The organism is Xanthomonas sp. SS (assembly GCF_014236835.1).
GTDB lineage: Bacteria > Pseudomonadota > Gammaproteobacteria > Xanthomonadales > Xanthomonadaceae > Xanthomonas_A.
The window spans coordinates 1,044,741-1,058,909 of the sequence record NZ_CP051190.1; the positions used below are offsets into that span (position 1 = coordinate 1,044,741).

Annotated in this window: 12 protein-coding genes; 3 read left to right on the plus strand and 9 right to left on the minus strand. The window is 69.6% G+C overall.

Annotated features, from left to right (window positions below; translation table 11 throughout):
- The first annotated feature begins 10 nt into the window (after positions 1-10).
- Positions 11-451 (plus strand): azurin, encoded by a 441-nt coding sequence (azu, locus tag HEP74_RS04405; protein WP_185816500.1) that lies wholly within the window; start codon positions 11-13, stop codon positions 449-451.
- Between the two features lie 203 nt (positions 452-654).
- On the opposite strand, the gene HEP74_RS04410 is transcribed toward azu, so the two are convergent.
- Entirely contained in the window at positions 655-3,429 is a 2,775-nt protein-coding gene (locus tag HEP74_RS04410) for a winged helix-turn-helix domain-containing protein (protein ID WP_185815361.1), read from the minus strand.
- Between the two features lie 221 nt (positions 3,430-3,650).
- Positions 3,651-4,943: a glutamate-1-semialdehyde 2,1-aminomutase gene (gene hemL, locus HEP74_RS04415; protein WP_185815362.1), complete on the minus strand. Its 1,293-nt coding sequence runs from the start codon at positions 4,941-4,943 to the stop codon at positions 3,651-3,653.
- A gap of 334 nt (positions 4,944-5,277) precedes the next feature.
- Here hemL and HEP74_RS04420 point away from each other — a divergent pair, with 334 nt between their 5' ends.
- Positions 5,278-8,439, plus strand: coding sequence for a TonB-dependent receptor (locus HEP74_RS04420; protein WP_185815363.1), 3,162 nt, complete (start codon positions 5,278-5,280; stop codon positions 8,437-8,439).
- 293 nt (positions 8,440-8,732) lie between these two features.
- Here the strand turns inward: HEP74_RS04420 and thiE are convergent, their stop codons facing one another.
- Positions 8,733-9,356: a thiamine phosphate synthase gene (thiE, locus tag HEP74_RS04425; protein WP_185815364.1), complete on the minus strand. Its 624-nt coding sequence runs from the start codon at positions 9,354-9,356 to the stop codon at positions 8,733-8,735.
- Positions 9,357-9,430: 74 nt separating this feature from the next.
- Here thiE and HEP74_RS04430 point away from each other — a divergent pair, with 74 nt between their 5' ends.
- Positions 9,431-9,622, plus strand: coding sequence for a rubredoxin (locus tag HEP74_RS04430; protein WP_185815365.1), 192 nt, complete (start codon positions 9,431-9,433; stop codon positions 9,620-9,622).
- Between the two features lie 215 nt (positions 9,623-9,837).
- Here the strand turns inward: HEP74_RS04430 and HEP74_RS04435 are convergent, their stop codons facing one another.
- The 6 genes from HEP74_RS04435 to HEP74_RS04460 form a co-directional block, all read right to left on the minus strand.
- Complete coding sequence (locus tag HEP74_RS04435) at positions 9,838-10,752, minus strand: SirB1 family protein (RefSeq protein WP_524540786.1); 915 nt, start codon at positions 10,750-10,752, stop codon at positions 9,838-9,840.
- A 38-nt stretch (positions 10,753-10,790) separates the two neighbouring features.
- Positions 10,791-11,240, minus strand: coding sequence for a DUF192 domain-containing protein (locus tag HEP74_RS04440; RefSeq protein ID WP_185815367.1), 450 nt, complete (start codon positions 11,238-11,240; stop codon positions 10,791-10,793).
- Between the two features lie 195 nt (positions 11,241-11,435).
- Positions 11,436-12,083 (minus strand): ribose-5-phosphate isomerase RpiA, encoded by a 648-nt coding sequence (rpiA, locus tag HEP74_RS04445; protein ID WP_185815368.1) that lies wholly within the window; start codon positions 12,081-12,083, stop codon positions 11,436-11,438.
- A 100-nt stretch (positions 12,084-12,183) separates the two neighbouring features.
- Positions 12,184-12,654 carry an EVE domain-containing protein gene (locus HEP74_RS04450; RefSeq protein ID WP_185815369.1) on the minus strand — a complete coding sequence of 157 codons (471 nt, stop codon included), beginning with the start codon at positions 12,652-12,654 and terminating at the stop codon, positions 12,184-12,186.
- Positions 12,651-13,244: a 5-formyltetrahydrofolate cyclo-ligase gene (locus HEP74_RS04455; protein ID WP_185815370.1), complete on the minus strand. Its 594-nt coding sequence runs from the start codon at positions 13,242-13,244 to the stop codon at positions 12,651-12,653. The genes HEP74_RS04450 and HEP74_RS04455 overlap by 4 nt, the downstream gene beginning before the upstream one ends.
- A 78-nt stretch (positions 13,245-13,322) precedes the next feature.
- A complete protein-coding gene (locus HEP74_RS04460; RefSeq protein WP_185815371.1) occupies positions 13,323-14,102 on the minus strand; it encodes an acyl-CoA thioesterase in 780 nt (259 codons plus the stop codon).
- Positions 14,103-14,169 lie beyond the last annotated feature (67 nt).

Consider the following 14,169-nt stretch of genomic DNA (forward strand, 5'->3'; position numbering starts at 1 on the left):
AGCGAAGTCGCTGTCCCCCTTACTGGTCCTCGCCGCGCTCGCGTTCGCGCCGGCTGCCTGGGCCAAGACCTGTGCGGTGACCATCACCGGCACCGACCAGATGTCCTTCGACCAGCCGCAGATCAAGGTCGCCGCCGACTGCACCGAAGTGGCGCTGACGCTCAAGCACAGCGGCAAGCTCACGGCCGCGGTGATGGGCCACAACTGGGTGCTGGCCAAGACACCGGACTTCCAGGCGGTGGCCAATGCCGGCACCAGTTCCAGCCTGGCCGACAACTACCTGCCGAAGAACGACGCGCGGATCATCGCGCACACCAAGGTGATCGGCGCCGGGCAGTCGGACACGGTCAAGTTCTCCACCGCCAAGCTGAGCAAGGGCGGCGACTACACGTTCTTCTGCTCGTTCCCGGGGCACTGGGCGATGATGAAGGGCAAGTTCGTGTTCGGCTGAGCGGCCGCGGTTGCGCTGCAGGTGGCGATCAGCGATCTGCAGCGCCTTTCGAACAGGATGGCGCCGCAGGCTTCGGCCTGCGTCAGCGCCGACTCAATTGTAGGAGCGGCTTCAGCCGCGACCTGGCTTTCCCGGTAAAACCCGGTCGCGGCTGAAGCCGCTCCTACAGGATCGCGAGGACGCTCGCGATTGCGGGATCGCACTCAGTCCAGTGCGGCATCCGGCGGCGCCATGCGCTGCAGCAGGCCGCGTTGCAGCGCGCTGGCCAGTGCGGCTTCGCGGGTGCCGGCTTCCAGTTTGCGGTACAGGTTCTTCAGGTGGAACTTGACCGTGTTTTCCGACAGCGCCAGGCGTCGCGCGATCTGCTTGTTCGCGTCGCCCTGCGCCAGCAGCGCCAGTACTTCCAGTTCGCGTTCGCTGAACAGGTCGGTGCCGCTGTCCTGGTCGTGGCGCAGCTTGTCCAGCAGCGCCTGGATGGTCATCGCCAGCGTGGTGTTCGGCGCGGCCTGCGGATCCTGCTGGCGCGCCATGCGCAGCAGCGCCTTGCCCGGCACGCCCAGTTCCAGCAGGCATTGCCAGGCCTGGGTGCTGGCCACGTGCTGCAGCGCGTGGCGCAGATAGGGCAGGGCGGCGGCGGATTCGCCGCGGTCGTGCAGCACCAGCGCGATGCGCGCGCGCACCCGCGCCAGCTGCACCTGGTTGTCGGCGGCCATGCAGGCCGCCTCCACGCCTTGCAGTACCGCCAGCGCGGCGCGGGTGCGTCCGCCCAGGCGGTGCCAGCGGGCCAGGGCGAAGCCGAGCGCGGCGAGAAAGCGCCAGTCCTGTGGCTGGCCCAGCGCGTGCGCGAACCGCGCTTCGCCGCCGGTGCGCGCGACCAGCACGTCGATCGCCGGCGACGGCGGCTGGTCGAGCAGCACGTGCAGCCGCCAGGCCAGCGCCAGGTCGGCGAGCCGGCCCAGGTGCCGCGCGTGCGCGATGCGGTCGATGTGGTCGAGCAGTTCCAGCGCTGCGCGGCCGCTGCGGTCGTGCTGCCGCGCCAGCACCAGCGCGGTCTCGTAGCCGGCGGCATAGATGTCTAGCCAGCCGTCGTGCTGCTCCAGGAAACCCAGCGCCGGCTGCAGGCAGTCGGCGGCCTCGTCGTAGCGGCCGTGTTCGCATTGCAGCTGCGCCAGCAGGCATTGGCTGACCGCCTGCAGGGTGGGATCGAGCTGCTGCTGGCGCTGGGCGATGGCCAGCGCCTGGCGGCAGGTGGCCTCGGCCCGCTCCAATTGGCCACGGTAGTAGTGGCTCTGCGCCAGGTGGATCAGCGCATAGCTGGCGCCGACCTCGCTGCCGCTGGCCTGCATCGCGCTGCCGGCCAGTTGCGCATAGCGCTCGGCGCCGGCGAAATCGGCGCGGCCCAGCGCGGTGGTGGCGCAGATACACCACAGCGTGCCGCGGCCCAGGCTGTCGTCCTCGTCCAGCGCCGCCGCCTGCGCGGCGATCTGCGCCAGTCCGCGCGGGTTGGCGCAGACCTGGTCGAGCAGGTCGCGCAGCAACGCCACCACCACCGTGTAGTCGCGCTCGAACGGCGCGCGTACCTGCTCGGGAAAATCGCGGAAGCGTTCCAGCAGGGTCTGCGCGTGCGCGAACTCGCCCAGCTTCATGTGCAGGTAGGCCTGGGTCAGGTTCAGCGCCGGCCGCTCGCCGATGCTGCTGCGCGGGAAGCGGCGCAGCAGCGCGCGGATCGGCGCGGTGCCGTGGCGCAGCAGCAACTGCCAGGTGCCGGCGCGGGCGATGCAGTCGGCGGCGCTGTCGATCGCGCCGCCGCGCACCGCATGCCGCACCGCTTCGGGCAACTGCCCGTGCGCGTCGAACCAGTGCGCGGCGCGCCGGTGCAATTGCGGCGCCAGTCCGGGCGTGTCGCGCTCCAACTGCTGGTACAGATAATCGGCGAACAGCGGATGGAAGCGGAACCATTCGTGCTCGCCGTCCAGCGCCACCAGCAGGCCCTGGAAGTGCGCCAGCCGCTCCAGCAGGCGGCCGCTGTCGTCGCGCTCGCGCACCGCGTCGGCGAGCGCGGCGTTGAACCGTTCCAGCGGAGAGAGCTGCAGCAGCAACGCACGCAAGGCCGGATCCAGGTCGTTGAGCACCTGCTCGGCCAGATAGGCCGCCAGCTCGGCGGTGCGTCCGGAGAACCGGCCCAGATCGTCGCGGCGGCGTTCGTCGCCGCCCAACCATAGCCCGGCCAGTTGCAGCGCGACCGCCCAGCCCTCTGTCTGCCGGCGCAGCTGGCGGGCCATCGCCGCCGGCACCTGCGGTCCCAGCAGCGCCAGCGTCTCGGCGTCGTCCAGCGCGAGTTCGCGGGCGCCGATGCGTTCCAGCTGGCCCTGCAGCGCCCAGCGCGCCAACGGCAGCGCCGGCGCGCGCCGGGTCGCCAGCAGCAGGTGCAATTGGCCGCCGGCGTGTTCGACCAACCGCGTCACCACCTCGTCGAGCGCGCTGGCGTGGCCGCGGTCGTAGTCGTCGAGGATCACCAGCAGGCGCCGCGGCGCGGCACGGATCGCGCGGATCAGCACCGGCAGCGTGCACGCCACCTCCAGGTCCTGGCCCTGCTGCTGCAGCGCGGCCTGCAAGGACGCGCCGAGGTCGATCCCGGCGCCGCGCGCGGCCAGCGCCAGGTAGGCGAGGAAGCGTCCGGGATCGGCGTCTTCCTCGTCCAGCGACAGCCACGCCACCGCGGCCTCGCCGCGCTCGCGCAGGCGCTGGTGCCATTGCCCGAGCAAGGTGGTCTTGCCGAAGCCGGGCGGCGCCAGCAACAGGGTCAGCGGCAGCTCGGCGGCGCGGTCCAGGTGCTGCAGCAAGGCCTCGCGCGGCACCGCGGCCACGCGCGAGCGCGGCGGCGCCAGTTTGTCGGCCAGCACCCAGTCGGGCATGGCGGGACTGTCGTGCACGGCCGCAGGAAAACGCGGATTCAACAGCGTGACAGGCTTAAGCATGTCGCCATGAGTGTCTGCAGCGGTCGCCCTCGCGCCCTCTGGCGGTTCGGGTGACGGTACGGAGTCGGACGCGTGCCGGCTTGCCACGCAGATCGCGGAAAGCTCGGGTGCGGCGCCGATTCCACGGGCCCCCGCCCTGATGCCGTCCGTTGGCCGTGAACGTTGAACTTATGACACGGCCGCGACAAAAGCAAAGTCGCGACCGGCTGCTCAGTTTTCGTTCAGCCGGCGGCGACCACGCCGAATGCCTCGCGCGCCGCGGCCAGTGTGGCTTCCAGCACGCCTTGGTCGTGCGCGCTGGACAGGAAGCCGGCCTCGTACGCCGACGGCGCCAGGAACACGCCGCGCTCCAGCATGGCGTGGAAGAAGCGGTTGAACGCGGCGGTGTCGCAGGCGGTGGCCTGGGCGTAGGTCTCCACCTTCTGCGTGGTGAAGAACAGCCCGAACATCGCCCCGACCCGGTTGGTGGTGACCGCCACGCCGGCGCTGGCGGCGGCCTGCTCCAGCCCGGCGCACAGCGCGGCGGTCGCCGCATCCAGGCGCTGGTGGAAGCCCGGCGCCTGCACCAGCTCCAGCATCGCCAGGCCGGCGGCCATCGCCACCGGATTGCCGCTGAGCGTGCCGGCCTGGTAGATCGGCCCGGACGGGGCGATCTGCCGCATCAGTTCGGCACGGCCGCCGTAGGCGCCGACCGGCATGCCGCCGCCGATGATCTTGCCGAAGGTGGTCAGGTCCGGCACCACGCCGTAGTGCGCCTGCGCGCCGCCCAGGGCGACGCGGAAACCGGTCATCACCTCGTCGAAGATCAGCAGCGCGCCATGCCGCGTGCACAGCGCACGCAGGTGCTGCAGGTAGCCGTCGCGCGGCGGGATGCAATTGGCGTTGCCGACCACCGGCTCGATGATGACCGCGGCGATCTCGCTGCCGATCTCGTCGAACAGCGCGGTGGCGCCGTCGAAGTCGTTGTAGCTCAGGGTGGCGGTGAGTTCGCTCAGGCCCGTCGGCACGCCCGGCGAGGTCGGCACGCCCAGGGTCAGCATGCCGCTGCCGGCCTTGACCAGGAACGAGTCGCCGTGGCCGTGGTAGCAGCCTTCGAACTTGACGATGCGGCTGCGCCCGGTGGCGCCGCGCGCCAGGCGCACCGCCGACAGCGTGGCCTCGGTACCGGAATTGACCATGCGCACCATCTCGCACGAGGGCACCAGGCGGGTGATGGTCTCGGCCATCGTCACCTCGGCTGGGCACGGCGCGCCGAACGACAGGCCGTCGCCGATCGCGCGCTGCACCGCCTCGCGCACCGCCGGGTGGTTGTGCCCGGCGATCATCGGGCCCCACGAGCCGACATAGTCGATGTAGCGGTTGCCGTCCACGTCGTACAGGTAGGGGCCGTCGGCGCGCTGCACGAAGAACGGTTCGCCGCCCACCGACTTGAAGGCGCGGACCGGCGAGTTGACGCCGCCGGGGATCAGCGATTGCGCCTGGGCGAAGAGGGCGTGCGAGCGGGCATGGTGCATGGGCGGGAATCCTTGGCGGGCTGGCCGGGCCGGTGGGCCGGGCGCGAAGCGATGCCGCCTATTGTCGCGGCTGCCGCCTGCACGTGCCATGTCGCCCGGGCTTGGGCCGCGTACCTACCCGCCCGCCGCGCACCTACCCGCCGCGACCGGCTCCGCCGTGTGATCCGCTGCCTAGTATCGGAACGTCCAGGGGCGCACGGCCCGATCGCCGACAGCGAGCGGCCGTGCGATGGGCGGAGTTTGCACAGGGTTCGCGGGGCGCGCCATCGGCCATTGGCGTCGCACCTGCATTTTTCGTTGGGTTGCCAACGATCTTCATCTTCGGGGAGAGAGCATGCACCGTACGATCCGCAAGAGCGCCTTGGCGCTCGCGTTGGCGCTTGCCGCCGGCAATGGCTATGCGCAGTCCACCACCGGCAGCATCGTCGGCAGCGTGCCGCCCGGCGCCGGCGAAAGCAGCGTGCTGATCACCAACACCAGCGGCTTCAGCCGCGAGGTCAAGGTGGACGAACGCGGCCGCTACGCGCAGGGCAATCTGCCGCTGGGCACCTACACGGTCACGCTCAAGCGCGACGGCCAGGTGGTGGAGACGCGCGAGAACATCAGCCTGGTGGTCGGCGCCGGCACCGAAGTCGGCTTCGGCGGCCCAGCGCAGACGCTGGATGCGGTGAACGTGGTGGCCGGCAACGTGGCCAGGATCGACGTGGCCAGCGTCGACAGCCGCACCGTGATCACCGCCGAGCAACTGGCGGTGCTGCCGCTGGGCCGCAGCGCCGAGGCCATCGCCTTGCTGGCGCCGGGCGTGGTCGCCAACAGCGGCGGCTACGACAACGGCCCGCTCGGCGGTTCGCTGGCCAGCTTCGGCGGCTCGGCGGCGAGCGAGAACGCGTATTACCTCAACGGCTTCAACACCACCGATCCGGCCAGCAGCCTGGGCGGGCTGACCCTGCCGTACGGCGCGATCGACCAGCAGGAAATCTTCACCGGCGGCTACGGCGCGCAATACGGCCGTTCCAACGGCGGCGTGATCAGCCAGGTCGGCAAGCGCGGCAGCAACGACTGGCACTTCGGCGCGGCGGTGATCTGGCAGCCGGACAGCCTCAGCGCCCGGCAGAGCGACCTGTATTTCCGCAAGGACAGCGTGTACTGGGATCCGAACAACGCCAAGTACACCGCCGGCAACTACATGCCGCTGAGCGAGACCAAGGCCGATCAGACCACCTACAGCGCCTACCTCGGCGGCCCGCTGGTGCAGGACCGGTTGTTCTTCTTCCTGGCGCTGGAGCAGGTCGATTCCAGCGGCACCCGCGTCGCCGATGCGCGCGTCACCTCCGGCGGCATCTCCGGTTCGCCGTGGACCCGCTACGACTACAAGCAGACCCGCGCCTACGCCAAGATCGACTGGCAGATCAGCGACAACCACCTGCTCGAATTCACCGGCGCGCAGGACAAGGCGCGCACCAACGGCAACATCTACGGCTACGACTACGTCAACCGCGAGGTCGGCAGCTACAAGGGCCGCGAAGGCAAGAACGAGTTCGGCCCGACCCTGTTTCTGGGCAAGTACACCGGCTATTTCGGCGACAACCTCACCTTGACCGCGCTGTACGGCAAGGAGCGCCTGCCCAACAAGCTCACCGCGATCGGCTACGACGCCGGCAACGGTCCGTTCCTCAACAGTGTCGCCAACCAGAATCCGGCCTATACCGGCGGCACCGCGATCGGCAATGCGCAGACGGTGGTCTCGATCACCGATCCGGACCGCGAGTACAAGAAGGACAACCTGCGCCTGAATCTCAACTGGCGGCTCGGCGCGCACAGCATCGATGTCGGCATCGACAACCAGAAGAGCGAGGCGATCAACATCGGCTCGTACAAGTCCGGCCCAGGCTATGCCTGGACCTACGGCTACACCCCGGACCCGTACGGCCTCAACAGCGGCGGCCAGGTCAGCGGCTCGGTGGCCGAGGACGGCAGCATCGGCGTGCCCAGCCCGGGCCTGGCCGATCCCACCTACGGCAGCGGCGGCTACTACGTCACCCAGGACATCGACACCAACCTGTATTCCTACGACGCCAAGCAGACCGCGTACTACGTCGAAGACCATTGGCAGGCCACCGACAGATTGATGCTCTCGCTCGGCGTGCGCAACGACAGCTTCACCAACTACACCCCGTTCGGCCAGGCCTACATCGAGCTGAAGAACCAGTGGGCGCCGCGGCTGGGCTTCAGCTGGGACGTCCACGGCGATTCCAGCCTGAAGGTGTACGGCAACATCGGCCGCTACTACCTCGGCCTGCCGCTGTCGCCGGCGGGCCTGTTCACCCCCGCGGTGTCCACCAGCACCTACTACACCTACAGCGGCATCAACACCGACGGCACGCCGATCCTGGCCACCCAGCTGGCACCGCCGGTGTCGGCCAATTCGCGCTTCGGCCGCCTCGCCGACGTGCGCACCGCGGTGGTCGAGGACATCAAGGGGGAGAACCAGGACGAGGTCATTCTCGGCTTCACCACGGTGTTGCCGAACGACTGGGTGTTCGGCGTGCGGGGCACCCACCGCCGGCTCAACGACGGCATCGACGACACCAACCTGGACAACTCCAACGCGGGCCTGGTGGCGGCGGCGGCCGCGGCGGGCGTGGACATCGACTGGACCAAGAACGCCAGCGCGGCGCTGGTCAATCCGGGCAAGACCAATACCTACCGGGTGGTCGGGACCGACGGCCAGGTGCACGCGTTGACCGTGACCCGCGAGCAGGGCGGCTACCCCGAATTCAAGCGCCGCTATTCGGCGCTGGAATTCAACCTGGAGCGTCCGTTCGACGGCCGCTGGTACACCAAGATGAGCTACGTGTGGTCGCACAGTTACGGCACCACCGAAGGCCAGCTGCGTTCGGACCTGTGGCGCACCGGCGGCGCGCTGGGCAGCTACCAGGGCCAGGCGGCGACCTCGACCACGCAGAGCTGGGACCATGCGGCGCTGATGGAGAACTTCAACGGCAACCAGTCCAACGACCGCCGCCATCAGCTGAAGGCGTACGGCTTCTATCAGCTGACCGAGGAGTGGGGCACGTCCGCGAACCTGAGCCTGATTTCCGGCGCGCCACGGCCGTGCCTGGGCTATTACTACGGCAGCAACTACGACGCCGGCGACCGCGATCCGGCCGGCTATGCCAATCCCAGTATCACCGGCGGTCCGTACCACTTCTGCTACAACCCGGCCACCGGCACCGGCGAGGCGTCGCCGCCGGGATCGCACGGCAATCTGAGCTGGGTGGCGCAGCTCGACCTGGGCCTGACCTACAAGCCGAAGTTCGCCGAAGGCAAACTGGCGCTGAGCCTGGACGTGTTCAACGTCACCAACCGGCAAACGGTGACCAACGTCTATCCGTTCTCCGAATTGAACCCGGGCGAAGTCAATCCGCTATGGAACCAGGCGGTGGCCTACCAAGCGCCGCGCTCGGCCCGGGTGACGCTGAGCTACGACTTCTGAGCGCGCATGGTTCTAAAGCCCCTCTCCCATCGGGAGAGGGGTTGGGGTGAGGGTACGGCGCGAAGCGCCTCGCGGAGTTTGGTGCACGAGGCTTCGCCCGTACCCTCATCCGCCCCTGCGGGGCACCTTCTCCCGATGGGAGAAGGGAAGAGCCGCTAGCCCCTCTCCCACCGGGAGAGGGGTTGGGGTGAGGGTACGGCGCGAAGCGCCTCGCGGAGTTTGGGGCACGAGGCTTTGCCGTACCCTCATCCGGCCCTGCGGGCCACCTTCTCCCGAGGGGAAACAGCCGCGGCTCAGTCGAAGCAGGCGCGGTAGGCGGCCAGTGCTGCGCGCGGATCCTCGGCGTCGAACACGCCGCTGATCACCGCCAGCAGGTCGGCGCCGGCGGCGACCAGGGCGTGGCCGTTGTCGGGGGTCACCCCGCCGATCGCCACCCGTGGCAATCCCAGCGCCGCGGCATCGCGCAGCAGGCCGGGGTCGGCGCGGCGCGTGGTCACTTTGCTGCGGGTGGGGAAGAACGCGCCGAAGGCAACATAGCTGGCGCCGGCCGCAGCGGCGGCGCGGGCCAGGGCGAGGTCGTCGTAGCACGAGGCGCCGATCAGTGCGTCGGCACCAAGCGCTGCGCGTGCGGCAGCCAGGTCGCCGTCGTCTTCGCCCAGGTGCACGCCGGCGGCGCCGACCGCCTGCGCCAGGGCTACATCGTCGTTGACGATCAGCGGCACCCCGGCCTGCGCGCACAGTGCCTGCAGCGCCGTCGCCTGGGCCAGGCGCTGCGCCGCGTTGGCGCGCTTGTTGCGGTACTGCAGCCAGGTCGGGCCGTAGCCGAGCAGCGGCGCCACGCGCGCCAGCAGGCGCGCGCCGTCGGCCTCGTCGGGCGTGATCAGGTAGACGCCGCGGGGCGGCGGTGATGCATTCATGGAGGAGCCTTCCGGTGTGCAGGCGACGGTGGGACAATGCCCCTCCGTTCGGCCCGTAGACCCGCGATTATCCAATGAGCGATGCCACTGCCACCACCTACCGCGCCTGGATGTGCGTCGTCTGCGGCTTCATCTACAAGGAAATCGACGGCCTGCCGGAAGAGGGCATCGCCCCCGGCACCCGCTGGGAAGACGTGCCCGACACCTGGACCTGCCCGGACTGCGGCGTGACCAAGGACGATTTCGAGATGGTGGAGATGGACTGATTGAAGGCCGGGATTTGGGATTCGGCATTGGGGATTCGCAAAAGCGGCCTCGGCGGTTATCCGGCGATTGCTTCGGCCTGTAGGAGTGGCTTTAGTTCCGGCGCATGCCGATAAACCAGGTCGGAGTTGAACCGTCCCACAGGACGCGGCGAATCCGCAGCCACCGCCGAACCGGCTTTTGCGAATCCCTAATCCCAAATCCCCAATCCCAGCCCTCAATGCATCCGCTGCGCGCGCGCGCTCAGTTCCACCAGGCGTTCGCGGATCGGCAGCACGTCGTTGGCTTCCGGGTTCAGTTGCAGGTAGCGGCCCAGGTCGCGGCGCGCGCCGGGGACGTAGTCCATCTGCAGGTAGGCCAGGCCGCGGTCGCGCAGGGCTTCGGGCTGGTCGGGCATCAGTTTGAGTACGCGGTCGGCGCTGCGGGCGGCGCGGTCCCATTCGTCGCGTTCGGCGTAGACGCCGTGCAGGTTGCGCAGCACCCGGGTCAGGATCGCGCGGTGCGGCGCCGGGTCCAGGATCTGCAGCAGCGCGCGATCGTCCGGGGTCTCGCCGCCCAGGTGTGGACGCGCGCGTTCGCGCAGCTCTTCCACCGCCAGCGGGCGGCCGCCGTTGAACGGGTCCATCACCAGCAGGCCGTCGTCCACCGGCAGGCGCACCAGGAAGTGCCCGGGGAAGGACACGCCGTCGAGCGGGATGTCCAGCCGCCGCGCCACTTCCATCTGCACCAGCGCCAGCGAGATCGGATTGCCGAGGCGGCGCTCGAAGACCTCGTTCATGTAGCTGTTGCGCGGGTCGTAGTACTCGTCGTGGTTGCCGCTGTAGCCGAGTTCTTCGAACAGGTGGCGGTTGATCGCGGCCATCTTCAGCGGCCACGGCTCGACCATCGCCACTTCGTGGCGCAGGTGCTCGGCGTGGTTCTGCGCCAGCGTGTCGTAGTGCTCGGCATCCAGTTCCGGATACTCGTCGCGGGCGATCAGCAGCGCGGTGGCCAGCAGCGGCAGCGCATCGTCGTCCAGCGCGGCCAGGGTGTTCCAGCTCGGCAATGTCAGTCGGTCGACCATGACCCAAGACTGGCCGCAAAGTGCGACGCGATCAAGTCCGGGGGTTCCCGACAGCGGTGTCGGGTTCAGCGCCACAGCGGCGGCGCTTTTCCCGACGCCGGCGCGGTTCAGCGGGCCTTGGGAATGCCCGGGTCGAAGCTCAGTTCGGCGCCGTCCTGCAGCTTGAGCTGCGCGGCCTGGCCGGCGTTGAGTTCCAGCACGTAGCGCGCCGGGGCGTTGCTGGGATACGGCGGGCAGGCGTTGCCGGCCGAGCACGGCGGCACGTCGCGCTGCTGCGCCACCAGCTTGCGCTGGGTGTCGAAGTACAGGATGTCCAGCGCGATCTTGGTGTTCTTCATCCAGTACGCCTGCGGTTCCTCGCGGTCGTGGATGAACAGCATGCCGTGGTCGGCGTCCATCTGGTCGCGGAACATCAGCCCGCGCGCGCGGGTCGCATCGTCCTGGGCCAGCTCGACCTGGTAGCGGTGCCCGGCCAGTTCCACCCAATGGCCACCGGCGCTGGCGCAGCCGCTGAGGGTCAGCAGGACGAGGACGAACAGGGCGCGGAACAGGGACATGGCGGTGCCGGGGAAGGTGGGATCAGCGCGCACCTTGTTGCATGGTGGGTGGCGAGTCAATAGAGCCGGGATTCGGGATTGGGGATTGGGGATTCGTAAGAGCGGGAAGCTGCGGCCGGAGGTGCTTTCGGCTTTTGCGAATCCCCAATCCCGGCTCAACAGCCGAAGGCTGTTCATCCCGAATCCCCGCGCGTCCTACAGGATGCGCGGCGGCTCGCCACCGACGATCACCACGTCGGCCGGGCGGCGCGCGAACAGGCCGACGCAGACCACGCCGGGGATCTGGTTCAGTTCGCGCTCCAGCGCCACCGGATCGGTGATGCTGAGGTTGTGTACGTCGAGCACCACGTTGCCGTTGTCGGTGACCACGCCGTCGCGCCAGACCGGCTGGCCGCCGGTGCGCGCCAGGATCTCGCGCGCGACCAGGCTGCGCGCCATCGGGATCACCTCGATCGGCAGCGGGAACGCGCCCAGCGTCCGCACCTGCTTGCTCGGGTCGATGATGCACACGAAGCGCTCGCTGGCCTCGGCGATGATCTTCTCGCGGGTCAGCGCGGCGCCGCCGCCCTTGATCAGGCAGCGGTTCGGATCGCACTCGTCGGCGCCGTCCACGTACAGCGACAGGTTGCCGGTGTGGTTCAGTTCCAGCACCTCGATGCCGTGCTGGCGCAAGCGCGCGCTGCTCTGCTCGGAGCTGGACACCGCGCCCTTGATGCGATGGCCGATGCGGCCCAGCGCATCGATGAAGTAGGCCACGGTGGAGCCGGTGCCGACGCCGACGATCATGCCGTCTTCGACGTATTCGATGGCTTTTTCGGCGGCCAGGCGCTTGCTTTCGGACATTGGTAAGGGCTCGGGATTGGTGATTCGGGATTGGAGATTCGTGAAAAACAGGGCGGGCAGGGCAGGAGACGAATCCCCAATGCCCAATCCCAAATCCCGGCTACTCAAGCGCCAACAGCAGCTTCCACTGCGCGGCGCTGACCGGGAACACCGACAGGCGGTTGCCGCGCGCGGTCAGCGGGAAGCCGTCGCCGAGCGCGTCGGCATGCTGCTTGATCTCGTCCAGCGCGATGGTGCGCGCGAGCTTGCGCTCGAAGGCGACGTCCACCAGATACCAGCGCGGCTGTTCGCGGGTGGCTTTGGGGTCGTGGTAGTCGGATTTGGGGTCGAACTGGGTCATGTCCGGATACGCTGCGCTGGCCACCGTGGCCGTGCCGACGATGCCGGGCACCTTGCAGTTGGAGTGATAGAACAGGATGCCGTCGCCGAGCTTCATGCCGTCGCGCATGAAGTTGCGCGCCTGGTAGTTGCGCACCCCGTTCCAGGGTTCGCTGCCGACCCGCTGCAGGTCGTCGATCGAGAAGGCGTCCGGTTCGGACTTCATCAGCCAGTAGCGCTTGCGTGCGGTCATGCGGGGAGATCGGTCGCGGTCAGGAGAGTGAGGGAGTCGGTGCAGACCGCATCCAGCGCCACGTCCCAGGCGGCGATGGGCAGCGCGTCGACCTGCTGCACGGCGAACGCGGCGCCGACCAGCCAGGGCGGAGGCGTTTGCCGCTGGCGAAATGCGAAGCTGCGATCATACCAGCCGCCCCCCATGCCCAGGCGTCCGCCGCCGGCGTCGAAGCCGACCAGCGGCGCCACCACCAGCGCCATCTGCTCCGGCGCCAGCGTCGCCTCGGCGGCGACGTCGGGTTCGGGAATGCCGTAGCGGTTGGCGGTCAGCGGCTGCCCCGGGCGCCACGGCGCGAAACGCAGGGTCTTGCCGCTGAGCACCGGCAGGCAGTACTGCACGCTGGCCGGCAGGCTCAATTGCCAGCGGTGCAGCGCGATCTCCCCGTCCATCGCCCAATAGCCGGCGACGTGGCCGTGCCGTGGCGCGAACGGCAAGTCCAGCAAGCGCTGCGCCAGCGCATCGGCGGCGGCCAGGCGCGCGGCTGCGGGGAGCGCGCGGCGGCGCGCGCGCAGTTGCTGGCGCAGGAGGTCGCGGTCGTCGGGAGTCATCGGGCAGGCGCGGGAAGGGACGGCGCTATTGTCGGTGCCGGCGCGTGGACTGGCTAGGGCGTTGCCGCCGAAGCGGCGTCACGCGTAGATCGCCACCGTCTGCCGGCCCGACAGCACCAGTTGCCCGGCTTCGTCCCAGATCTGCATGTCCTGCAGCGAGTAGCCGTCGGCGGCGTGCTGGCTGGCCGAGCGCAGCAGGAACCAGTCGCCGGCCGCGGCCGGCTGCGGGAAATCCAGGGTCCAGGTCATCGAGCTGACCGGCGCCGGTTCGGTGAAGCAGGCCATCGCCGCCGGCGGCAGGCTGTCGCCGAGCGCGACCAGGGCCAGGCTCGGATCCACGCCCGCGCTATCAAGATGGCGCACCCAGACCATCAGTTCCGGGCTGGCGGCGCCGGACACCGGCAGGGCGCCGCCGGCCAGGCGCATCTCGAAGTTGCCTACGAACGCCGGAGTAATCGCACTGGTGGCGATCGGCACTGCGGCATCCGGCCCGCACACCGCGGGCCGTGCAGGCATGAAGTCGTGGGCGATGCGGCTGGGGCGCGGCTGCGCGAACAGCAGCGCCGCGCGCAGCGCGAGCTGCGTGCCGGCCAGGCAATCGACCGCGATCGAGGTGGCGGACTTGCCCTGGCGCAGCGGCTGCGCTTGGAAACGCAAGGTGGCGTCGGTGGGGCCGACGAACCAGATATGCGCCGACTTCAGCGGCGGCAGCGCGGACGGCGCGGCGCGCAGCGCGGTCTGCAGCGCCAGCGCCGCGGACAGGCCACCGAAGGCGGTGCGTCCCTGCAACCAGCTGGCAGGCACGTCGAACCCGGCGTTCGGGTCGAAGCGGTCGATGATCTGGGCGAGCGAGGGCATGCGGCGTCTCCTGGAAGGGCGCGACAGTATCCCAGGCTTGCGCCGGCGGCTGGTCGGTGCAGGGTTG